The organism is Achromobacter veterisilvae (assembly GCF_900496975.1).
In the GTDB taxonomy this organism is placed as follows: Bacteria; Pseudomonadota; Gammaproteobacteria; order Burkholderiales; family Burkholderiaceae_B; genus Achromobacter; species Achromobacter veterisilvae.
In genome coordinates this window covers 205,238-224,928 of record NZ_UFQC01000007.1, presented here as the reverse complement: position 1 = coordinate 224,928, position 19,691 = coordinate 205,238, and the positions used below count along the sequence as shown (strand labels likewise).

Here is a 19,691-nt window from a genome sequence, read left to right as displayed (position 1 = left end):
TGGATGGGTGTGTCCCGATCCCCAGCTCCCACTGAACACATTTCGGTGGGGGCTACAGAACCATACAAGGATGGGTGGAGCGCGAGAGTTCTTAAGCTAGAAATCAGAGGCTGAACGCGCGCAACCCATGCGGCCGCAATCGCTTGTTTTCCAGCCGATGCCAGGCACTGTCTGCCCACGACAGCATGGGTTGCGCGCGCTGGATACCTGAGTTCTTCCTTAAGAACTCTCGCGCTCCACCCATCCTACGTGCTCAGCCGTTCCTCGAACACCACCTCGACGGTTACGCGCTCGCGGGCGCCGCGTTCGCCTTGCAGGCGGTCGAGCAGGAACTGGCCGGCGCGCCGGCCCAGGGCGGCGGCGTCCACGCCCAGCGTGGTCAGCCCTTGCGCCCATTGCGCCGCGCTACCGTCGTCCGTGAAGCCCAGCACCGCCAGGTCCTGCGGCACGTGCAGGTCGCGGTTGTGCGCCTCGGAGACCGCGGCGGCGGCCAGCAGGTCGGAACTGCAGAACACCGCGTCGAAGATCGTGTTGGTGGCCAGCAGGCGCAGGAAAGCCACGCGGCCGTCGTTCATGTGCTGGATCTCGGGCTGCACGATGTCCGCCACCTGTTCCAGCCCCAGCGCGGCGGCGCTGGCGATGAAGCCCTCCCGCCGCCCGCGCTCCCATGGGTTGTCGGCGCTGACGCAGGCGACCCGCGCATGGCCCTTGGCGGCGAGGTGCCGCGCCGCCATGCGTCCCGCTTCCATGTTGTCGATCACGATGGCGCCGTCCAGCGGCTGGGCGGAAGCGCTCCAGGTTTCGACCAGCGGGATTTCCAGCGAGGCGACCGCGGACCGAAGGCCGGGGTCGTCCAGCGGGCCGATGACGAGCGCCGCCGCCGGGCGCAGTTCGCCCAGCAGGGACGGGCCGGGCGCGTCCTGCCAGGGCGCGGCGGCCAGGTAATAGCCGGCGGGCGCAAGCAGTTCGGCGCACGCCTGGATGGCGCGGGCGGCGGGGGCGGTGTCCAGTCGGGGCGCGATCAGGGCGATGGGGCGGGGCGGGGGCAGGGAAGCCATGGGGGAAAACCAGCGGATTCGTCAGGCGTGACGATAACCCAGGCGGGCCGCGGTCCGCGCCGCGGGCGGCCCCGTTCGGGGCGGATCCGGGCGGCGGGGGGTAAAATGCCGTTTTTGTTCCAGACCCGGCCCGTCCGCGCGCCGGTCATGAAGGTGCCCCATGTCTACGCTCGCCGAGTCTCCTGTTCCCTCGAACGAATCCGCCGCTGCGCCCGCGCCCGCGGACACGGCCTACGATCCGACGCAAAAGCAGAAATCGCAGGCCAAGACGGCGCGCATTCCCATCAAGATCATTCCGGCCGAGCGCCTGAAGAAGCCTGAATGGATCCGCGTGAAGGCCGCCGCGCCGGGCTCGCGCTTCTACGACATCAAGCGCATCCTGCGGGAACACAACCTGCACACGGTGTGCGAAGAGGCCTCCTGCCCGAACATCGGCGAATGCTTCGGCAAGGGCACGGCCACTTTCATGATCATGGGCGACAAGTGCACGCGCCGCTGCCCGTTCTGTGACGTGGGCCACGGCCGTCCGGATCCGCTGGACACCAACGAGCCCGAAAACCTTGCGCGCACCATCGCCGCGATGAAGCTGTCCTACGTCGTGATCACCTCGGTGGACCGCGACGACCTGCGCGACGGCGGCGCCGGCCACTTCGTGGATTGCATCACGCACATCCGCGAACTGTCGCCCACGACCCGCATCGAAGTGCTGGTGCCCGACTTCCGCGGCCGCCTGGACCGCGCGCTGACCATCCTGAACGCCGGCCCTCCGGACGTGATGAACCACAACCTGGAAACCGTGCCGCGCCTGTACAAGCAGGCTCGCCCGGGTTCGGACTACCTGCACTCGCTGAAGCTGCTGGCCGAATTCAAGAAGCTGCACCCCGAGGTCCCCACCAAGTCCGGCCTGATGCTGGGCCTGGGCGAGACCGACGAGGAAATCCTGCAAGTGATGCGCGACATGCGCGAGCACAACGTGGACATGCTGACCATCGGGCAGTACCTGCAACCGTCGGAGCACCACCTGCCCGTGCTGCGCTACGTGCATCCGGACACCTTCGCCATGTTCGAGCGCGAAGCCTACGCCATGGGCTTCTCGCATGCGGCGGTGGGCGCCATGGTGCGGTCCTCGTACCACGCGGACGAGCAGGCGCACGCGGCCGGCGTGAACTGATTCAGCAGGTTTCGGCGTCTTCCAGCGAGGCGCCGTTGCGGTCCCTCGCGGAGAGCAGCGGCGCCTGCCGGCAGGGCCACGCGATGGCCAGCGCCGGGTCGTCCCAGCGGATGCAGCGCTCGTGCTGCTGCGCGTAATAGTCCGTGGCCTTGTACAGCACCTCGGCGGAATCGGACAACGCCAGGAAGCCGTGGGCGAAGCCTTCGGGTATCCACAACTGGCGCTTGTTCTCGGCGCTCAGCACGGCGCCCACCCATTTCCCGAACGTCGGCGACGCGCGCCGCAGGTCCACCGCCACGTCGAAGATCTCGCCCGCGCACACGCGCACGAGCTTGCCCTGCATCTGCGCGACCTGATAGTGCAGGCCGCGCAGGACGCCCTGGGCCGAGCGCGAGTGATTGTCCTGCACGAAGCTGCGCCGCAGGCCGGTGGCGGCCTCGAAAACCCCCTGGTTGAAGCTCTCGAAAAAGAAGCCGCGTTCATCGGCGAGGACGCGGGGCTCCAGGACCAGCACGTCGGGAATGGCTTGCGGGATGACTTTCATCAGAACACCTTGTCCACCAGGACACGCATGAGGTATTTGCCGTAGCCGCTCTTGGACAGAGGCTGCGCCAGCCGTTCAAGCGCGTCGGCGGTGATCCACCCCTGGCGGAAGGCGATTTCCTCGGGGCAGGCCACCTTCAGGCCCTGGCGGTGTTCCAGCGTGGCGATGAACTGGCTGGCCTCGAGCAGCGACTCGTGCGTGCCGGTGTCCAGCCAGGCGTAGCCGCGGCCCATGATTTCCACGGCCAGCCTGCCCTGTTCCAGATAGCGCTGGTTGACGTCGGTGATCTCGAGTTCGCCGCGCGCGGACGGGCGGATGCTCCGGGCGATGTCGATGACGTCGTTGTCGTAGAAATACAGCCCGGTCACCGCATAGCCGGAGCGCGGCCGCGCCGGCTTTTCCTCGATGGACAGCACCTTGCCGCGCCGGTCGAATTCCGCCACGCCGTAGCGTTCCGGGTCCTGGACGTGATAGGTGAAGACGGTTGCGCCGTCCGCGCGCGCGTTGGCGCGTTGCAGCAGCCTGGGCAGTTCATGGCCATAGAAGATGTTGTCGCCCAGCACGAGCGCCGAGGCGCCCTGGCCGATGAAGGGCGCGCCGATGAGGAACGCTTGCGCCAGGCCGTCGGGCGAGGGCTGGACGGCGTATTCGATGTTCAGGCCCCACTGCGAACCGTCGCCCAGCAATTGCCGGAACCGCGGCGTGTCCTGCGGCGTGGAGATCACCAGGATGTCGCGGATGCCCGCCAGCATCAGCGTGGTGAGCGGGTAGTAGATCATCGGCTTGTCGAAAACCGGCAATAGCTGTTTGCTGATGGCCAGCGTCGCCGGGTGCAGCCGGGCGCCCGAACCGCCTGCCAGAACTATGCCTTTGCGCGCCATGCGGAATCTCCGGGTTCGATGAGCTGGTCCAGGACGCGATCGACGTGCGCGGTCCAATCGGGTAGCCGCAAGTCCAGCGCGCGCGACAGCATGGCCGTGTCCAGCCTGGAATTGAGGGGCCGTTGCGCCGCCGCCGGGTAGTCCCCGGCGGCGATCGCCCGGATGCGCTCCGGGGCGAGCGCCAGGGCCGCGCCGCGGGCCGCGGCGCCCGCCACGATATATTGCGCGTAACCATGCCAGTTGGTCGAGCCGGCGGCGGCCAGGTGGTAGGTTCCCGCGGCCAGCCGCCCTTCGATATGCCGCCGCACCGCCAGCGCCGTCGTGTCGGCGACCAGTTCGGCCGACGTCGGCGCGCCGTGCTGGTCCGACACGACATCCAGGCTTTGCCGGGCCTGTGCCAGGCGCAGGATGGCCTTCAGGAAGTTCTGGCCGTGCGCCGAATAGACCCAACTGGTCCGGAACACCAGGGCGTCGCAGCCGGCGTCCCGGATGGCCTGTTCGCCCGCGAGCTTGGTGGCGCCGTAGACGTTCCGGGGGTTGGGGATATCGGTTTCCGCATAGGGTTGCGCGGCCGTGCCGTCGAAGACATAGTCGGTCGAATAATGGACGAGCAAGGCGTTCGTGGCCCGGGCATGGCGGGCGAGGGTGGAGACCGCCAGGGCATTGACCTGGGAAGCCGCCTCGCCGTCGGTTTCGGCCCGGTCCACGGCCGTATAGGCCGCGGCGTTCACGATCGCATCGGGCCGGCACGCCGACAGGACCGCGCGCAGGCCGTCCTGGTCGCGCAGGTCGGCGGCATCACGGCCCGGCGCCACCAGTTCCCCCAACGGGGCCAGTGCGCGGCGCAGTTCCCGGCCCACCTGGCCGTTCTTGCCCAGCAGTAGGATCTTCACGCGGCCCTTGCTAAGTCTCGTACTGTTCTCTTGCCCAGTCGCGATAGGCGCCACTGGTGACGTCCGCCACCCACCGCGGATGGCTCAGGTACCAGAGTACCGTTTTTCGCAGACCGGTTTCGAACGTTTCGGCGGGCGTCCAGCCCAGCGCGCGTTGCAGGCGGCCGGCGTCGACCGCGTAGCGGCGGTCGTGTCCGGGGCGGTCCGCGACGTGCACGATCTGGGCCGCGTAGGGCCGGCCGTCGGGCCGGGGGCTGAGTTCATCGAGCAGCGCGCACAGTTGCCGCACGACTTCAAGATTGGTTTTTTCGTTCCAGCCGCCCACGTTGAAAGTCGTGCCCGGCTCGCCTGCCTCCAGTATCTTGCGGATCGCGTCGCAATGGTCGGCCACGTATAGCCAGTCCCGGATCTGCAGGCCGTCTCCGTAGATCGGCAGCGGCTTGCCGGCGAGCGCGTTGTGGATGACCAGGGGGATGAGCTTTTCCGGGAACTGGTAGGGGCCGTAGTTGTTCGAGCAGTTCGACGTCAGCACCGGCAGGCCGTAGGTCGTGTGGAAGGCCCGGACCAGATGGTCGCTTGCCGCCTTGCTGGCGGAATAGGGGCTGTTCGGCGCGTAGCGCGCCGTTTCGGTGAAGGCCGGGGCCCCGGCTTCCAGCGAACCGTACACCTCGTCGGTGGAAACGTGCAGGAACCGGAAGCCGGCGCGGGCGACGGGCTCCAGCCCGGCCCAGTAGTCGCGCACGGCCGTCAGCAGGCGCGAGGTCCCGACGATGTTGGCCTGGACGAAGGCGTCGGGGTCGGCGATGGAGCGGTCGACGTGGGTTTCCGCGGCGAAGTTGATCACCGCGCGGGGCGCATGCGCGGCCAGCAGCCGCGAGACCGTTGCGGGATCGCCGATGTCGCCCTGGACCAGGGTATGCCTTGCGTCGCCGCGCAGGGAGGCGAGGTTGCCGGGGTTGCCGGCGTACGTGAGCTTGTCCAGCGTAACGACGGGCTCGTCGCGCTGGGCAAGGCAATCCAGTACGAAATTGGAGCCGATGAAGCCGGCTCCGCCGGTGACGACGATGCTCATGTTGGTCAAACCCTGTGGGCCGCGAGGCGCCAGGCGCGTCCTTGGCGCGGGGCTATCGGCGCGCCTGGGCGCCCGCCCAGAACGTGTCTTTCTGTCCCGCATGCTGGTTTATACAACGCGCCAGCACGAACATCAGGTCGGACAGCCGGTTCAGGTACTGCCTGACGGGCGGGTTCACCGGATCGACCCTGGCCAGCGACACGACCGCCCGTTCCGCGCGGCGGCAGACGGTGCGCGCCACGTGCGCCTGCGCCGCGCCGCGCGACCCGCCCGGAAGGATGAATTCGCGCAGGGGGGGCAGCGTGGCGTTGTAGTGGGCCAGGCGCGCGTCCAGGCGCGCGACCTGTTCGTCCGTCAGGGCCACGTGGCCGGGGATGCAGAGTTCCGCGCCCATGTCGAACAGGTCGTGCTGGATGGCGGACAGGTCGGCGGACACCTCGGCGGGCAGGGCTTCGGTCAGCAGCAGGCCGATGGCGCTGTTCAGTTCGTCCACGTCGCCGAGCGCGGCGATGCGGGGCGCGTCCTTGGGCGCGCGGGATCCGTCCCCAAGGCCGGTGGTGCCGTCGTCCCCCGTGCGCGTGGCAATGACAGATAAGCGGTTGGCCATGGGAATTCCTGAAAGAGTGACGAATGGTGTGGGTATTGTGTCCAGCCCCGGGGAGGCGGCGGGCGTTCGCCGCGCGCGGCGCAACCAATGGTCAGGATTGTTGCGTTCCCGTGGGCCGACTGTTGCACAAGGGCGGTATCCTAGCACTATGGAACGCCGGGGCGGCTCCGTTTGCCGCCCCGCGCTTTCGCCGCAATCGGAGGATATCTGCATGGTTTTTGACCGCAAATACGCAATCCCCATGGCCGTCGCCGCCGTGGCCGTCGTGGCGGCGGCCGCGCCGCTGGCGTTCGCGCAGCAGGCCGAGGCCAGCGGCGAAGTGCGGCGGGTGGACCCGGCGGCGGGCAAGGTCACCATCAAGCACGACGCCATCAAGCAACTGGACCTTCCCGCCATGACGCTGGTCTATGAGGCCGATCCGGCATTGCTGGCCAACATCAAGGCGGGCGACAAGGTGCGCTTCACCGCCACGCGCAAGGACGGCAAGTACGTCGTGACGGCGATCGCGAAATAGGGGGAGGAAGAAGCGCGGCGAGCTACGGCCGTCGCTACCGTCAAAGCTGTTGATAGCCTTCTTGCAGACTTTTGCGGATGACGCTTGCCGACACGCGTTCCTGAGGATCGGCATGATACGCGTCCTCGGAATGACTGAATGTGCGGGACTCAACCAGTTGAAAATGCGGGAATGCCAAAAAAATCTGCTCGTACGGATACTTATACGAGATCAGGCCTTCAAAATGCTTGTATGGGCGTGTCGTGGGCACATCGGGCCGAAAGTCAGTGATGGCGATGTGACCGCCGTCTTTCAGGCATCGGTCCGCTTCCGCGATAGTTTTCGTGAGCAGTGTTCTGTCGACTAGATAGAGGCAGAACCCGAAGAGGATGAAATCGAAATATCCGTCGGGAAAATCGAGTTGGTCGGCGGTGCCGACGCTCAGGTGCAGTTCCGGAAATTCGATGTGTCCTTTTATCACGGCGGTCTCGGACGGATCAATCCCGTACGCGTCGATACCAATGCCCCGAGTCAAAAGGGACAGATTGGTGCCGGACGAGCTGCCGATTTCAAGAATTCGGTGACCCGCTTTCAGATAGGGTTGATATAAGCGACTAGCGGGCCCCAATTCGGAAGAGGAGGCCATTTTCTGATAAGCGCTTTTATTTCGTTCGAAAAATCTGTCGCCCTCTCCGCCGCTAGTGAAGGCATTCTTTTGATTGTCTGTCAATTTTTCTCTCAGTTGGATATCGTTGCGATACTCTGACTTTGCAGGCTCAAGGTAGGGCCTTGGATGCAGAATGCCTGACCACCATATTCATCACAATTGAGGGTTTTACCATGCGTGGATTTTTAGAAAATAGGTGCGGAATTCACATTCCGCACCTATTTGGTTACAGCACGTAGCGCGCCAGGTCCTGGCTGCTGGCGGCTTCCGCCAGTTGCGAATTGACGTAGGCGGCGTCGATCTTCACGTGCTTGTCCTGGCTGGACGTGGCGTCGAACGACAATTCCTCCAACAGCTTTTCCATCACCGTGTACAGGCGGCGGGCGCCGATGTTCTCGGTGGTTTCGTTGACCTCGAAAGCCAGTTCCGCCAAGCGGCGCACGCCTTCTTCGGTGAATTCGAGTTCGAGGTCTTCGGTGGCCATGAGGGCCGTGTACTGCTTGGTCAGCGACGCGTCCGTATCGGACAGGATGCGCACGAAGTCCTCGGCGGTCAGCGATTCCAGTTCGACGCGGATCGGGAAGCGGCCTTGCAGCTCGGGGATCAGGTCGGACGGGCGCGACAGGTGGAACGCGCCGGACGCGATGAACAGGATGTGGTCGGTGCGGACCATGCCGTAGCGCGTGTTGACGGTGGTGCCTTCGACCAGCGGCAGCAGGTCGCGCTGCACGCCCTGGCGCGACACGTCCGCGCCGCCGGTTTCCTGGCGGGCCGCGATCTTGTCGATTTCGTCCAGGAAGACGATGCCGTTCTGTTCGACGTTGTTGATCGCCACGGTGCGCAGGTCTTCTTCGTTGACGCGCTTGGCGGCTTCTTCTTCGACGATCAGCTTGAAGGCTTCGCGCACCTTCATTTTCTTGGGTTTTTTCTTGTCGCGGGCCAGGCCGGCGAACATGCCGCGCAACTGCTCGGCCATTTCTTCCATGCCCGGAGGCGTCATGACGTCCATCTGCGGGACGGCCTGGGCCACTTCGATCTCGATTTCCAGATCGTCGATCTTGCCTTCGCGCAGGCGCTTGCGGAAGGTCTGGCGGGCGCTGTTGTCCTCGCCGCGCTCGGGTTCGCCCGAGGCGCCGCGCGCCGGCGGCACCAGGGCGTCCAGGATGCGGTCCTCGGCGGCGTCTTCCGCCTGCGTGCGCACGCGGCGCATTTCGAGTTCGCGCGTCTGCTTGATCGAGTATTCGGTCAGGTCGCGGATGATGGTGTCGACGTCGCGGCCCACGTAGCCCACTTCGGTGAACTTGGTGGCCTCGATCTTGATGAAGGGCGCGTTGGCCAGCTTGGCCAGGCGGCGCGCGATTTCGGTCTTGCCCACGCCGGTGGGGCCGATCATCAGGATGTTCTTGGGATGGATTTCGTGGCGCAGCGGGTCGGCGACCTGCTGGCGGCGCCAGCGGTTGCGCAGCGCCACGGCCACGGCGCGCTTGGCGCGGTTTTGGCCGATGATGTATTTGTCGAGTTCGGAGACGATCTCTCCGGGCGTCATGTTGGATGCGGACATGAGGGCGGATCCTTGAAGCTGGGACAGGCTGGGGTGGCGGCGCGGCGCCGGGGGCGCCGCGTGGCGGGCGTCACTCGCCCAGCGTTTCGATGACGTGGTTCTGGTTGGTGTAGATGCAGAGGTCGCCAGCGATTTCCAGCGACTGCTTGACGATGGTCTCGGGCGCCAGTTCGGTATTGCGCAGCAGGCCCAGCGCCGCCGCCTGGGCGTAGGCGCCGCCGGAGCCGATGGCGGCCAGGCCGTGTTCCGGTTCCAGCACGTCGCCGTTGCCGGTCAGGACCAGCGTGTGCTCGGCGTCGGCCACGATCAGCATGGCTTCCAGGCGGCGCAGGACGCGGTCGGTGCGCCAGTCGCGGGTCAGCTCGACCGCGGCGCGCATCAGGTTGCCCTGGTGCTTTTCCAGCTTGGCTTCGAAGCGTTCCTGCAGGGTGAACGCGTCGGCGGTGGCGCCGGCGAACCCGGCCAGGATCTTGTCGTGGTACAGGCGGCGGATCTTGCGGGCCGTGCCCTTGATGACGATGTTGCCCAGGGTGACCTGGCCATCGCCGCCCAGTGCGACGCGGTTCCCGCGGCGCACGCACACGATGGTGGTGGCGTGAAATTGTTCCATGCGTTCCTTCCTTTGAAGGGAATAGCTGGGGGCGGTTCGGGGGAAATCAAGGGAATGCGGGGAGGGGCCCAGTGTCTGACACCCGTATGGGATGCCCTAGGGCCTGCCCGGATGCCTCCCGGGTGTCAGACCGACCCAAGGCCCACTTTGGTGTCAGACACCCGGGAAGGCCGGTTTCAGCCTGACGGATAGCCCGTACGGGTGTCAGACACTGAGCCTCATCCAATAAAAAAGGCCATGCCGGTAACCAGCATAGCCTTTCAGGGCCGGACGCCAATACGGGACGGATCAGTCGCCGTAGAGCTTCTGGCGCATTTCGCGGCGTTCCTGGGCTTCCAGCGACAGGGTGGCCGTGGGGCGGGCCAGCAGGCGCGGAATGCCGATGGGTTCGCCGGTTTCTTCGCACCAGCCGTATTCGCCGCTGTCGATGCGGGCGATGGACTGTTGCACCTTCTTCAGCAGCTTGCGTTCGCGGTCGCGGGTGCGCAGCTCCAGGGCGTGCTCTTCCTCGATCGTGGCGCGGTCGGCGGGATCGGGCACGAACTGCGTTTCGCGCAGGTGCTCGGTGGTTTCGCCGGCGTTGGCCAGGATGTCCTGTTCGAGTTGTTTGAGCCGTTCCTTGAAGAAGGCCAGTTGGCGTTCGTTCATGTAGTCGGACTCGGGCATGGCCAGCAATTCTTTTTCGCTGGGCAGATCAATCGCCGTATCGCTCGTCGACTTGCTTGGTTTCTTGGTTGCTGCCTTGGTAGCCATGAAAACACTCCACTATGAATCGATCCTGGCGCGGGCGTCCATTCCCGGTCCGTGTTACTTGTTGCCTACGCTATCCGTACCTCACAGTACTGCCTTCGTCGCATCGCGTCACGTCAGGAAGGGGGATTACCCCGCCAGGCACTGCTCCAAGCCCCGGGTAAAAATCTCCTGGGGCAGCTTACGTCCGATGAATACCATCTTGGTGGACGGTTTCTCGGCCGCGGTCCACGGCTTGCCGGGTTCGGCGCCCATCATCATGTGCACACCCTGGAACAACATGCGGCGGTTGATGCCCTTCATGTACAGGATGCCCTTGTAGCGCATCAGGTCGGGACCATAGACCTGCACGACGCCACCCAGGAATTCCTCGAGCCGCGCGGGATCGAACGGCTTGTTGGAACGGAACACGAACGCGCCGATTTCGTCGTCGTGCTGGTGGTGATGATGGTGGGCATGATTGCAGTGCGCCCCGCAGTCGCCTTCGTGGTCATGATCGTGATCGTGGCCATGGTCATGTCCGTGGCCGTGATCGTGCCCATGGGCGTGGGCGGCGTCGGGGTGCTCATCGGCCAGGAATTCCGGGTCGATGTCCAGAATGGAATTCAGGTTGAAGCCGCTGATGTCGATGATGGACTTCAGGTCGACCTCGCCGAAGTTGACGGCGGTGATCGGCGCGCGCGGGTTCATGTGAACCAGGCGGTGGCGCAGCGCTTCGTAGTCGACTTCGTTGACCAGGTCTTTCTTCGAGATCAGGATGCGGTCGGCGAAACCGACCTGCTTCTGGGCTTCGGGCTGTTCGTCCAGCGTCGACATGCCGTGCTTGGCGTCGACCACGGTGACCACCGCGTCCAGGCGGTAGTACTCGGCGATATCGTCATCCATGAAGAACGTCTGGCAGACGGGGCCGGGGTTGGCCATGCCGGTCGTTTCGAGGATGACGCGTTCGAAATTCAGTTCGCCGGCTTCGCGCTTGGCGCGCAGCTCAGACAGCGTGCGCATCAGGTCGCCGCGCACCGTGCAGCAGACGCAGCCGTTGGACAGTTCGATGATTTCTTCGTCGCTGTCCTGCACCAGCAGGTCGTTGTCGATGCTTTCCGGCCCGAATTCGTTTTCGATGACCGCGACGCGGCGGCCGTGGAATTCGGTCAGGATGCGTTTGAGCAGGGTGGTCTTGCCCGCACCGAGAAAGCCGGTGAGGATGGTGACGGGAACCATTTTGTCCAAACTGCGCGGGGTGTTCATGGCGAAGCTGCTAGCGTGAAGTCAAGGCGTTAAACAGGAACTCCTGGCATGGGGATCTGCAACCCCGCCTTACATGCTGAAACGGGGGTTCCCTATCTTTGCCGGAGGATGTTTGCCACAGGCGGCGAAGGCCGCCGACAGCGGCCGGACGCAGGATTACAGCACAGTCGGGGGCAGGGGGCAAACCCAGGGTCAACCCTGGGCCTTTGGCCCGCCGGGATCGCTGCCGTACGCCGTCAAGTATCGGGCGATACCACTATTTTGGGGCGGTTTCCCGCATTTCAAGAGCGGACGAGTCCGAGCGGATGAGGGCTGCCGCGATGCCCCGTCGGCGGGAGGAGGCCGGACGCACGAGGCCCGCCCGCCGCGCCGCCGTTCAGTGATGGTGGTGATGGTGTCCGGCGTCGTCCGCGGGCTGCTTCTTTTGGCACTGGGGGCACAGCGCGCGGATTTCGGTTTCGTGCGTGGCCAGGGCATAGCCGGTCTGGGCGACGCGCTCGGCCAATTGCCGGCTCATGGCGGGATCGGACACTTCCGCGACCGCGCCGCAGCCCGTACAGACCACCAGCAGGTCGTGGGGGGCGCCGCCGGCGTCATGGCAGGCGCTCCAGGCGTTGACCGCGTCCAGGCGGTGGATCAGGCCTTCGTCCATCAGGAAATCCAGCGCGCGGTACACCGTGGGGGGCGCGGCGCCCGGGTGCACGGCGCGCATGGCGTCCAGCAATTCATAGGCCTTCAGGCTGCGGCCGTGGCGCAGCAGCAGTTCCAGCACCTTGCGGCGGATGGGCGTAAGGCGGCGTCCGCGCTGCTCGCACAGCGTCTCGGCGACGCCGAGCTGGGCGTCCACGGTGTCGCTGCGAGGGGAGCGGGGCGTTGCGGGCATGGCTGGCTTCATGTGTATAGGTAACGCGCGCGTTGCGCGCGAGATGCCAGGAAGGTAGCAGAAAACACCCAGATGCGGGCGAAACCCGCGCAATCAAGCTTTTTAGTTATGATATAACATAATAAAATCCACATTCACTTCCGCGTTTCCCTTTCGCCCGTTCCCCATGTCGCATTTCACGCTTTTGCCTCCGCGGCCCGGCGCCGCGCCAAGGCAAAGCCCGCCGCCGCGCACCGCTTTCCTCGTTTCCGCCTGGCGCCGCATGGCGGCCGCGCTGGCCGCGGCCGCCATGCTGTGGGCCTTGACCGGCTGGGCGATGGACTGGTGGCCCCGATGAGCGAGCCCATCACCATCGAACTGTCGGATGCGTCCTTCGGCTGGCATGGCCATCCGGCGCTCCGGTCGGTATCGGGACGCTTCGCCGCGGGCGGCATGACCGCCGTGGTGGGGCCGAACGGCGCGGGCAAGTCCACGCTGATCAAGGGCATCATGGGCGTGCTGCGCCCCATGGCCGGCAGCGTGCGCGTGACCGGGGCGGGCCGCGCCGGGCTGGCGTGGCTGCCCCAGGCCGCCGAACTGGACCGGTCGTTTCCGGTGTCGGTGCTGGAGCTGGTGGCCATGGGCGCCTGGCGCCGCGTGGGCGGATGGCGCAAGGTCGGCGACGACGAATTGGCGCGCTGCATGCACGCATTGGAAACCGTGGGCCTGGCCGACGCGGCCGGGCGCGGCGTGGGCACGCTGTCGGGCGGGCAGATGCAGCGCGCGCTGTTTGCGCGGATGCTGGTGCAGGACGCGCCGGTATTGCTCCTGGACGAGCCCTTCGCCGCCGTGGACAGCCACACCGCGGACGAGCTGATGGCCCTGCTTTGCGGCCTGCACGGCCAGGGCCGGACCGTGATCGCCGTACTGCACGACCTGGACCTGGTGCGCGACCATTTTCCCGAATGCCTGCTCCTGTCGGGCTCGGTGGTGGCCTGGGGCGATACCGCCAGCACCCTGGACGACGCGCACCTGAAGGCGGCGCGGCAATGGCACGCGAGGGCCCGGGCATGACTCTGGCGCAATGGGCGGTGTCGCCCTTCCTGGACTACGGATTCATGCGGCGGGCGCTCGCGGGCGCCTGCGCCTTGTCGCTGGGCGCGGCGCCGCTCGGGGTGTTCCTGGTGCTGCGGCGCATGAGCCTGATGGGCGACGCCATGTCGCACGCGATCCTGCCAGGCGTGGCGGCGGGCTTCCTGCTGGCGGGGCTGTCGCTGGGCGCGATGATGCTGGGCGGCATCGCCACGGGTTTGGCCGTGGCCCTGCTGGCGGGCCTGGTGGCGCGGCTGACGCCGCTGCGCGAGGACGCCAGCTTTGCCGCGTTCTATCTGATTTCGCTGGGGCTGGGCGTGCTGCTGGTGTCGCTGCGGGGCTCCAACATGGACCTGCTGCACGTGCTGTTCGGCACGGTGCTGGGATTGGACGATTCGGCGCTTCTGCTGGTGACCGCGGTCGCCAGCGCGACCCTGCTTGCCCTGGCCGCGATCTACCGGCTGCTGGTGGCCGAATGCCTGGACCCGGGCTTCCTGCGCGCCAGCGGCGGCGCGGGAGGCTGGGTGCACATGGGTTTCCTGGTGCTGGTGGTGGTGAACCTGGTGGCGGGGTTCCAGGTGCTGGGCACCCTCATGGTGGTCGGCATCATGATGCTGCCCGCCGCCGCGGCCCGGTTCTGGGTCCGTTCGGCGGCCAGCCAGATTCCGCTGGCCGCGGGCCTGGGCGTGGCGGCCTCGGTGGCCGGCCTGCTCGTGTCGTACCACTTCAATGTGCCGGCCTCGCCCGCCATCATCCTGGCGGCCGGCGCCTGCTACCTGTTTTCCATCGTGGGCGGCCCGCAGGGCGGGCTGCTGCGGACGGCGCGCCGCCAGCGCCGGGCCTGACTTCAAAGGAGATTCGCTATGCGTTCCATTCCCCCGGCACGTCGCCGCGTGCTGCTGGCCGCGGCCGGCCTGTGCCTGTCGGCCGTTCTTGGCGCCGCGCATGCGGCCGAACCGCTGAAGGCCGTGGCCAGCTTTTCCATCCTGGGCGACATCGTCCGCGAAGTGGGCGGCAGCGACATCAGCCTGGCCACGCTGGTCGGGCCCGATGGCGATGCGCACGAATACGAGCCCACGCCGGGCGATGCGAAAAAACTGTCCGCCGCCAGCGTGCTGTTCGTGAACGGGCTGGATTTCGAAACCTGGATGTCGCGCCTGGCGAAATCGTCGGGGTTTTCGGGCCTGACCGTCGTGGCCTCCAAGGGCGTGACGCCGCGCAAGTTCGCGGCACATGCCGGCGGGCATGGCCACGATGACGGCGACCACGATCACGATCACGATCACGACGACGACCATGACCACGACCACGATCACGGCCACCATCATGGCGACGCCGATCCGCACGCGTGGCAGAACCTGGCCAACGGCGTCATCTACGCCCGCAACGTGGCGGAGGGGCTGGCCGCCGCCGATCCGGCGCGCGCCCAGGCCTACCGCCAGCGCGCCCAGGCCTACATCGCGCGCCTGCAGGCGCTGGACGCCAGCGTCCGCGCGACTTTCTCCGCCATTCCCGCCGATCGCCGCAAGGTGGTGACTTCGCACGATGCCTTCGGCTATTTCGGCGACGCCTACGGCGTGGCGTTTATCCCGGCGATGGGAGTGTCGACGGATGCCGAGCCGTCGGCGGGCGAGGTGGCGCGCATCATCGAGCAGGTCAAGCGCGAGCGCGTGCCGGCGGTGTTCGTGGAGAACATCAGCAGCCCCAGGCTGGTCCAGCAGATCGCGCGCGAAACCGGCGCCAAGGTGGGTGGTACGCTTTATTCCGATGCGCTGTCCAAGCCCGGACAGCCCGGCGCCACCTATCTGGAAATGTTTGAATGGAACGTACGTCAGCTTGCCGCGGCCTTGCAGCCCTGAGCGCCGCGGCGGCGCTGCTGGCGGCGGGGGCCGCCAGCGCGCACCCGCACATGTGGATCGATGCCCGCGCGGCCATCGATATCGATGGGCAGCGGCGCATCGCGGCTGTCCGGCAGGTCTGGCTGTTTGACGAGATGTTCGGCGCCTATGCCACGCAGGGCCTGAAGAAGGCCAAGGACGGCTCCTTGCCCGCGGAGGTGTTGCAGGGCATGGCGCAGGACTGGATGAAGGCCTTGGGCGAACCCATTTCGCACTACTTCACCCGCGTCACCGTGGGCGGCAAGACCGCCGCCTTCGCGGCGCCGCGCGATGCCCGCGTCGACTGGAACCCGAAGACCGCGCGCCTGACGCTGTCCTTCACGCTGCCCCTGGCCGAGCCGGCCGCGCCGGGCGCGGCCGGCGCGCAGGTGGATATCTACGACCCGACTTATTTCGTCGCCTATGCGTTCGACGCGAAAGGCGCGGTGTCGCTTGGCGGTCCGCAAGGCGCGGCGTGCACGTCCGCGTACCGCAAGCCCAAGGAACTGGATTGGAAAACCATGCAGCAATTGGCCGCGATTCCGGCCGATCCGGACGCATTGCCCGACGAACTCTTCGCCATCACCAAGGGGCTGACGCATCGCATCGAGGTGCAGTGCCCGTAGCGCGGCGGCCGCGGTCCGCCGCGGCGATGCTTGCCCTGCTGCTGACGCTGGCCGCCGCGGCCTGGGCGACGGCGGCGGCGGCCCAGGGCGCGCATCCTTTCGGCGTGCCGGAAAGCGGCGGCGCGGGCGGACCGGGCTGGCTGGCCGGTTTCTTCGGCCAGGTCTCCGTCTGGCAATCCCATTTTTACCGGCAGTTGACGGGGGCGGTGCGCGCCTGGCAGGCCGAAGGCGGCGCGGCCTGGGCCCTGATCGGCCTGTCGTTCGCCTATGGCGTTTTCCATGCGCTGGGCCCGGGCCATGGCAAGGCGGTGATTTCTTCGTATGTGCTGGCCAACCGTCAGACCGCGCGCAATGGCGCGTTGCTGGCGCTGCTGTCCGCGCTGATCCAGGCGCTGGTGGCGATCGCGATGGTGGCGGTGCTGGCGGTGGCGTTCAACGCCACCGCGGCCACGATGAACAGCGCTACGCGCTGGCTGGAGCTGGCGTCCTACGCGCTGGTGACGCTGCTGGGCGCGTGGCTGGTCTGGATCAAGGCGATCCGGCCCTTGCTGCGCCGTCCGGCGCGGGCTCCCGCCTTGAAGGGGGCCGCGGCCCTGCGGGCGATCGCGGTGGCCGCGCCGGTCCATGTCCATGCTCACGGCCACGCGGGGCACGATGACGATTGCGGTTGCGGACACGCGCATGCGCCCGCGCCCGAACAGGTGGCCGGCCCGCTGAACTGGCGGCGCGCGGGGTCGGCCATCCTGGCCGTGGGCCTGCGCCCGTGCAGCGGCGCCTTGATCGTGCTGGTGTTCGCCTTGTCCCAAGGCTTCTTCCTGGCCGGCGTGGCGTCGGCCTTGGCGATGGGCCTGGGCACCGGGCTGACCGTCGCGGCCCTGGCTTGCCTGGCCGTGGCCGCCGGCGGCGCGGCCAGCCGCCTGGGCCGCCGGCTGTCGGGCGCGGGCGCGGCGCGACTGCGCTATGGTGTGGAAGCGCTGGCGGCGTTCGCGGTGCTGTTGCTGGGCGCGACGCTGCTGGGCGGCGTGGCGGCCGGGGGCGGCTAGGGCCGCCGGCGGTCAGGACTTGCGGCCGGCGCGCGGGTGCGCCTGGTCGTAGGCGCGGGCCAGATGCTGGAAGTCCAGCCGGGTATAGACCTGGGTGGTGGAGATGTTGGCGTGCCCCAGCATTTCCTGCACGGCGCGCAGGTCTTGCGCGGATTGCAGGACGTGGCTGGCGAAGCTGTGGCGCAGCACGTGCGGATGCACGTGGGTGGGCACGCCGGCCGCCTGCGCGACGCGCGCCAACTGCAACTGCACCACGCGCGGCGAGATGCGGCGCCCGCGCGCGCCCAGGAACAGGGCGGCGGCGTCTTCCGGCCGCGCGGCGAAGGGCGCCAACTGCGGGCGCGCCGCGATCCATTTGCGCAAGGCTTCCACGGCCGCGTGGCCGACGGGCACGGACCGGCGCTTGCCGCCCTTGCCCAGCACCACGACCTCGGCTTCGTCCAGGTTCAGCCAGCCGCGCGATTCGTAGTCCTTGGCGCGCTCATAGCGCAGGTCCAGCCCGACCAGTTCCGACAGCCGCAGGCCGCTGGAATACAGCAGTTCGAACATGGCCTGGTCGCGCAGCGCCGCGGGTTCGGTCGCCACCTGCGCCGGGGCGCGGTCCAGCAAGGCCTGGGTCTGTTCCACCGACAGGGCCTTGGGCAGGCCGCGGGGCGCCTTGGGCGCGCGCACGCCCGTCACGGGGTTGCCGGCCAGTTCGATCGCCGGCGCCCACCATTGATAGAAGCCGCGCCAGGCCGCCAGCGTGCGCGCCAGGCTGCGCGGGCCTCGGCCCTCGGCATGCAGGCGCGCCACGAAATGGCGGATGTGGCCGTTGCCGACCTTGTCCAGCGGCAAGCCGGCCTTGTCGGCCAGCGCGCGCAGGAAGCGCAGTTCGCGGCGGTAGCCGTCCAGCGTATGGGGCGAATAGCGGCGGTTCGTTTCCAGATGGCGCAGCCAGGCGTCCATCGCGTCGGGCAGGGGCGCTTCGGGCGGGTCTGCGCCGTGCGAAGGATTCTGCATGGCGTGCTCCGTGTCCGCCCGCGCCCGCCGTCAGGCCTTGGGGGTTGCCGGGTTCAGGCGATGCAGCGCCGCCGAAGCCAGTTGGGCGATGGATTCCAGGAACGTGGTGCCCATTTCGGGGGTGAAGCGTTCGGCGTCGTCCGAGCCCAGCACCAGCAGGCCGACGGCCGGGCCGTCCGCTTCCAGGCGCAGGGGCACCAGCGCCAGCGACTTGGGCTTGGCGTCCAGCCAGCCCGCGGCTTCGAAGCCGGTGTCGGTGCCGCAGTACGGGGCCTTCAGGCTGTCGGTGAACGTGCGCACGTCCTGCGTGACGGGTTCGCCGTAGCCGGTGGCGGGCAGTTCGGACAGGTTCCACAGGCGCAGGGCCACGTGGTTCAGGTCGAACTGTTCGGCCAGCCCCAGGGCGATCTCGCCGGGCACCCGCTGCGGGTCGCATTCGGACAGCAGGCGGCTGCACCACTTGGCCACGTGCGTGCCGATGGATTCGTTGGCGTTGGCGTTGCGCACCAGTTCGTTCAGGCGCCATTCCAGTTCGCGGTTGCGTTCGCGCAGCGTCATGATCTGGCGTTCGCCCAGCGAAATGGCGCGCGAGCCATGCGGGTGGGGCACCTGCAGCGTGGCGAAGACGTCGGCGTGTTCGTCGAAGAAACCGGGGTTCTCTTGCAGGAAGCCCGCGACGTCGTGGGCGGTAAATGCGGTATCAGTCATAGGTTATCGGTTCAGCCCCATGGAGAAGACGAGCTTGTCGATGTCGACCTGCCCCGTGAACACGGATTCCGCCGGGCCGGTCATGCGTAGCTGTTCGCCGTTCCAGGCGACCGTCAGCACGCCGCCGCGCGCCTGCACGCGCACCGGGGAGTCGAGCAGGCCGCGGCGGATGCCCGCCGCGACGGCGGCGCAGGCGCCGGTGCCGCAGGCCAGGGTTTCGCCCACGCCCCGTTCGAAGACGCGCAGGCGGATGTTGTTCCGGTCCACGACTTGCATGAAGCCGGCGTTGACGCGGCGCGGGAAGCGCGGGTGGGTCTCGATCAGCGGGCCGAGGACCGGGACGGGGGCGGTGTCGACGTCTTCCACGACCTGCACGGCGTGCGGGTTGGAGATCGCCACCGCCGAGACCCAGACGGCGCTCGGCTGGCCGGGGGGCGCGTCGAGCTGCAATTCCCACAGGGTATCGTCGCCCTGGGCCCGGGAAGCCAGGCCGGCGGTGTCGAACGGCAGGGCGGCGGGATCGAAGCGGGTGCTGCCCATGTCGACGGTGACCTGTTCGTCGTCGCCTTCGTCCAGGACGAGGATGCCGGTGGCGATCTCGGCGCGCAGCGGGTTGCGGTCGGACAGGCCCTGCTCGTGCACGAAACGCACGAAGCAGCGGGCGCCGTTGCCGCAATGTTCGACTTCGCTGCCGTCGGAATTGAAAATGCGGTAGCGGAAGTCGGCGTCCGGCCGGGTGGACCGTTCGACCAGGAGGATCTGGTCGGCGCCGATGCCGAAATGCCGGTCGCCCAGGGCGCGCGCGCGCTCGGGCGTCATTTCGATGGTTTGGCGAACCCCGTCGAGCACGACGAAATCGTTGCCCGCGCCATGCATTTTGGTGAAGTTCCAGTTCATTGCTGGATTATCGCCCATTATCGGGGCGCGGG

The 19,691-nt window shown here is 67.5% G+C and carries 22 protein-coding genes; 7 read left to right on the top strand and 15 right to left on the bottom strand.

The window, feature by feature from the left end; translation table 11 throughout:
• Positions 1-245: 245 nt before the first annotated feature.
• Positions 246-1,058 carry a substrate-binding domain-containing protein gene (locus tag AVE30378_RS08740; protein ID WP_129240462.1) on the bottom strand — a complete coding sequence of 271 codons (813 nt, stop codon included), beginning with the start codon at positions 1,056-1,058 and terminating at the stop codon, positions 246-248.
• A 160-nt stretch (positions 1,059-1,218) separates the two neighbouring features.
• Between AVE30378_RS08740 and lipA the strand changes: the two genes are divergently transcribed.
• The gene (gene lipA / locus AVE30378_RS08735; RefSeq protein WP_129240461.1) at positions 1,219-2,229 is read left to right on the top strand and encodes a lipoyl synthase; all 1,011 of its coding nucleotides are present in this window, start codon (positions 1,219-1,221) and stop codon (positions 2,227-2,229) included.
• A 1-nt stretch (position 2,230) separates the two neighbouring features.
• On the opposite strand, the gene rfbC is transcribed toward lipA, so the two are convergent.
• Genes rfbC through AVE30378_RS08710 form a run of 5 tightly spaced genes read right to left on the bottom strand, consistent with a single transcriptional unit; the run spans position 2,231 to position 6,226 of the window.
• Positions 2,231-2,773, bottom strand: a complete 543-nt coding sequence (gene rfbC / locus AVE30378_RS08730; RefSeq protein WP_129240460.1) for a dTDP-4-dehydrorhamnose 3,5-epimerase — start codon at positions 2,771-2,773, stop codon at positions 2,231-2,233.
• Entirely contained in the window at positions 2,773-3,654 is an 882-nt protein-coding gene (gene rfbA / locus AVE30378_RS08725) for a glucose-1-phosphate thymidylyltransferase RfbA (protein WP_129240459.1), read from the bottom strand. Before rfbA ends, rfbC begins: the two co-directional genes overlap by 1 nt.
• Positions 3,636-4,547 carry a dTDP-4-dehydrorhamnose reductase gene (gene rfbD / locus AVE30378_RS08720; RefSeq protein WP_129240458.1) on the bottom strand — a complete coding sequence of 304 codons (912 nt, stop codon included), beginning with the start codon at positions 4,545-4,547 and terminating at the stop codon, positions 3,636-3,638. The genes rfbA and rfbD overlap by 19 nt, the downstream gene beginning before the upstream one ends.
• A gap of 10 nt (positions 4,548-4,557) precedes the next feature.
• Positions 4,558-5,619 carry a dTDP-glucose 4,6-dehydratase gene (gene rfbB / locus AVE30378_RS08715; protein ID WP_129240457.1) on the bottom strand — a complete coding sequence of 354 codons (1,062 nt, stop codon included), beginning with the start codon at positions 5,617-5,619 and terminating at the stop codon, positions 4,558-4,560.
• A 52-nt stretch (positions 5,620-5,671) separates the two neighbouring features.
• Entirely contained in the window at positions 5,672-6,226 is a 555-nt protein-coding gene (locus AVE30378_RS08710) for a cob(I)yrinic acid a,c-diamide adenosyltransferase (protein WP_129240456.1), read from the bottom strand.
• A gap of 211 nt (positions 6,227-6,437) precedes the next feature.
• On the opposite strand from AVE30378_RS08710, the gene AVE30378_RS08705 reads away from it, so the two are divergent.
• Positions 6,438-6,740: a copper-binding protein gene (locus AVE30378_RS08705; protein ID WP_129240455.1), complete on the top strand. Its 303-nt coding sequence runs from the start codon at positions 6,438-6,440 to the stop codon at positions 6,738-6,740.
• Positions 6,741-6,780: 40 nt separating this feature from the next.
• Here the strand turns inward: AVE30378_RS08705 and AVE30378_RS08700 are convergent, their stop codons facing one another.
• The 6 genes from AVE30378_RS08700 to AVE30378_RS08675 form a co-directional block, all read right to left on the bottom strand.
• Positions 6,781-7,449, bottom strand: a complete 669-nt coding sequence (locus tag AVE30378_RS08700; protein ID WP_129240454.1) for a class I SAM-dependent methyltransferase — start codon at positions 7,447-7,449, stop codon at positions 6,781-6,783.
• A gap of 163 nt (positions 7,450-7,612) precedes the next feature.
• Positions 7,613-8,947, bottom strand: a complete 1,335-nt coding sequence (gene hslU, locus AVE30378_RS08695; RefSeq protein ID WP_129240453.1) for an ATP-dependent protease ATPase subunit HslU — start codon at positions 8,945-8,947, stop codon at positions 7,613-7,615.
• A 70-nt stretch (positions 8,948-9,017) separates the two neighbouring features.
• The gene (gene hslV, locus AVE30378_RS08690; protein WP_129240452.1) at positions 9,018-9,557 is read right to left on the bottom strand and encodes an ATP-dependent protease subunit HslV; all 540 of its coding nucleotides are present in this window, start codon (positions 9,555-9,557) and stop codon (positions 9,018-9,020) included.
• A 288-nt stretch (positions 9,558-9,845) separates the two neighbouring features.
• Positions 9,846-10,310, bottom strand: a complete 465-nt coding sequence (dksA, locus tag AVE30378_RS08685) for an RNA polymerase-binding protein DksA (RefSeq protein ID WP_043544572.1) — start codon at positions 10,308-10,310, stop codon at positions 9,846-9,848.
• Positions 10,311-10,436: 126 nt separating this feature from the next.
• Entirely contained in the window at positions 10,437-11,552 is a 1,116-nt protein-coding gene (locus AVE30378_RS08680; RefSeq protein WP_129240451.1) for a CobW family GTP-binding protein, read from the bottom strand.
• Between the two features lie 376 nt (positions 11,553-11,928).
• Positions 11,929-12,435 (bottom strand): Fur family transcriptional regulator, encoded by a 507-nt coding sequence (locus AVE30378_RS08675; RefSeq protein WP_062683366.1) that lies wholly within the window; start codon positions 12,433-12,435, stop codon positions 11,929-11,931.
• Between the two features lie 333 nt (positions 12,436-12,768).
• Between AVE30378_RS08675 and AVE30378_RS08670 the strand changes: the two genes are divergently transcribed.
• From AVE30378_RS08670 to AVE30378_RS08650, 5 genes are read left to right on the top strand one after another with little or no spacing between them, the layout of a single operon-like run.
• The gene (locus tag AVE30378_RS08670; RefSeq protein ID WP_129240450.1) at positions 12,769-13,488 is read left to right on the top strand and encodes a metal ABC transporter ATP-binding protein; all 720 of its coding nucleotides are present in this window, start codon (positions 12,769-12,771) and stop codon (positions 13,486-13,488) included.
• Positions 13,485-14,351 carry a metal ABC transporter permease gene (locus AVE30378_RS08665; RefSeq protein ID WP_129240449.1) on the top strand — a complete coding sequence of 289 codons (867 nt, stop codon included), beginning with the start codon at positions 13,485-13,487 and terminating at the stop codon, positions 14,349-14,351. Before AVE30378_RS08670 ends, AVE30378_RS08665 begins: the two co-directional genes overlap by 4 nt.
• Before the next feature lie 18 nt (positions 14,352-14,369).
• A complete protein-coding gene (locus AVE30378_RS08660) occupies positions 14,370-15,365 on the top strand; it encodes a metal ABC transporter substrate-binding protein (RefSeq protein WP_129240448.1) in 996 nt (331 codons plus the stop codon).
• On the top strand, positions 15,326-16,009 hold the full coding sequence (locus tag AVE30378_RS08655; protein ID WP_129240447.1) for a DUF1007 family protein: 684 nt from the start codon (positions 15,326-15,328) through the stop codon (positions 16,007-16,009). Before AVE30378_RS08660 ends, AVE30378_RS08655 begins: the two co-directional genes overlap by 40 nt.
• Before the next feature lie 26 nt (positions 16,010-16,035).
• Positions 16,036-17,052 carry a nickel/cobalt transporter gene (locus AVE30378_RS08650; RefSeq protein WP_129240446.1) on the top strand — a complete coding sequence of 339 codons (1,017 nt, stop codon included), beginning with the start codon at positions 16,036-16,038 and terminating at the stop codon, positions 17,050-17,052.
• Between the two features lie 12 nt (positions 17,053-17,064).
• Here AVE30378_RS08650 and xerC read toward each other — a convergent pair whose 3' ends face one another.
• Genes xerC through dapF form a run of 3 tightly spaced genes read right to left on the bottom strand, consistent with a single transcriptional unit; the run spans position 17,065 to position 19,677 of the window.
• Positions 17,065-18,054 carry a tyrosine recombinase XerC gene (xerC, locus tag AVE30378_RS08645; protein ID WP_129240445.1) on the bottom strand — a complete coding sequence of 330 codons (990 nt, stop codon included), beginning with the start codon at positions 18,052-18,054 and terminating at the stop codon, positions 17,065-17,067.
• A 30-nt stretch (positions 18,055-18,084) separates the two neighbouring features.
• Positions 18,085-18,762 carry a DUF484 family protein gene (locus AVE30378_RS08640; protein WP_129240444.1) on the bottom strand — a complete coding sequence of 226 codons (678 nt, stop codon included), beginning with the start codon at positions 18,760-18,762 and terminating at the stop codon, positions 18,085-18,087.
• Between the two features lie 3 nt (positions 18,763-18,765).
• Positions 18,766-19,677 carry a diaminopimelate epimerase gene (dapF, locus tag AVE30378_RS08635; protein ID WP_129240443.1) on the bottom strand — a complete coding sequence of 304 codons (912 nt, stop codon included), beginning with the start codon at positions 19,675-19,677 and terminating at the stop codon, positions 18,766-18,768.
• Positions 19,678-19,691: the final 14 nt, after the last annotated feature.

What these genes read in the sequence shown, in the direction of transcription:
- AVE30378_RS08655 (WP_129240447.1), top strand. Translation starts at nt 15,326, where the DNA reads ATGGAACGTACGTCAGCTTGCCGCGGCCTTGCAGCCCTGAGCGCCGCG.
- rfbA (WP_129240459.1), bottom strand. Translation starts at nt 3,654, where the DNA reads ATGGCGCGCAAAGGCATAGTTCTGGCAGGCGGTTCGGGCGCCCGGCTG.
- AVE30378_RS08670 (WP_129240450.1), top strand. Translation starts at nt 12,769, where the DNA reads ATGAGCGAGCCCATCACCATCGAACTGTCGGATGCGTCCTTCGGCTGG.
- rfbB (WP_129240457.1), bottom strand. Translation starts at nt 5,619, where the DNA reads ATGAGCATCGTCGTCACCGGCGGAGCCGGCTTCATCGGCTCCAATTTC.
- AVE30378_RS08680 (WP_129240451.1), bottom strand. Translation starts at nt 11,552, where the DNA reads ATGAACACCCCGCGCAGTTTGGACAAAATGGTTCCCGTCACCATCCTC.
- AVE30378_RS08740 (WP_129240462.1), bottom strand. Translation starts at nt 1,058, where the DNA reads ATGGCTTCCCTGCCCCCGCCCCGCCCCATCGCCCTGATCGCGCCCCGA.
- rfbC (WP_129240460.1), bottom strand. Translation starts at nt 2,773, where the DNA reads ATGAAAGTCATCCCGCAAGCCATTCCCGACGTGCTGGTCCTGGAGCCC.
- hslU (WP_129240453.1), bottom strand. Translation starts at nt 8,947, where the DNA reads ATGTCCGCATCCAACATGACGCCCGGAGAGATCGTCTCCGAACTCGAC.
- AVE30378_RS08650 (WP_129240446.1), top strand. Translation starts at nt 16,036, where the DNA reads ATGCTTGCCCTGCTGCTGACGCTGGCCGCCGCGGCCTGGGCGACGGCG.
- dksA (WP_043544572.1), bottom strand. Translation starts at nt 10,310, where the DNA reads ATGGCTACCAAGGCAGCAACCAAGAAACCAAGCAAGTCGACGAGCGAT.
- xerC (WP_129240445.1), bottom strand. Translation starts at nt 18,054, where the DNA reads ATGCAGAATCCTTCGCACGGCGCAGACCCGCCCGAAGCGCCCCTGCCC.
- AVE30378_RS08660 (WP_129240448.1), top strand. Translation starts at nt 14,370, where the DNA reads ATGCGTTCCATTCCCCCGGCACGTCGCCGCGTGCTGCTGGCCGCGGCC.
- AVE30378_RS08640 (WP_129240444.1), bottom strand. Translation starts at nt 18,762, where the DNA reads ATGACTGATACCGCATTTACCGCCCACGACGTCGCGGGCTTCCTGCAA.
- AVE30378_RS08710 (WP_129240456.1), bottom strand. Translation starts at nt 6,226, where the DNA reads ATGGCCAACCGCTTATCTGTCATTGCCACGCGCACGGGGGACGACGGC.
- AVE30378_RS08705 (WP_129240455.1), top strand. Translation starts at nt 6,438, where the DNA reads ATGGTTTTTGACCGCAAATACGCAATCCCCATGGCCGTCGCCGCCGTG.
- AVE30378_RS08675 (WP_062683366.1), bottom strand. Translation starts at nt 12,435, where the DNA reads ATGCCCGCAACGCCCCGCTCCCCTCGCAGCGACACCGTGGACGCCCAG.
- hslV (WP_129240452.1), bottom strand. Translation starts at nt 9,557, where the DNA reads ATGGAACAATTTCACGCCACCACCATCGTGTGCGTGCGCCGCGGGAAC.
- AVE30378_RS08665 (WP_129240449.1), top strand. Translation starts at nt 13,485, where the DNA reads ATGACTCTGGCGCAATGGGCGGTGTCGCCCTTCCTGGACTACGGATTC.
- lipA (WP_129240461.1), top strand. Translation starts at nt 1,219, where the DNA reads ATGTCTACGCTCGCCGAGTCTCCTGTTCCCTCGAACGAATCCGCCGCT.
- dapF (WP_129240443.1), bottom strand. Translation starts at nt 19,677, where the DNA reads ATGGGCGATAATCCAGCAATGAACTGGAACTTCACCAAAATGCATGGC.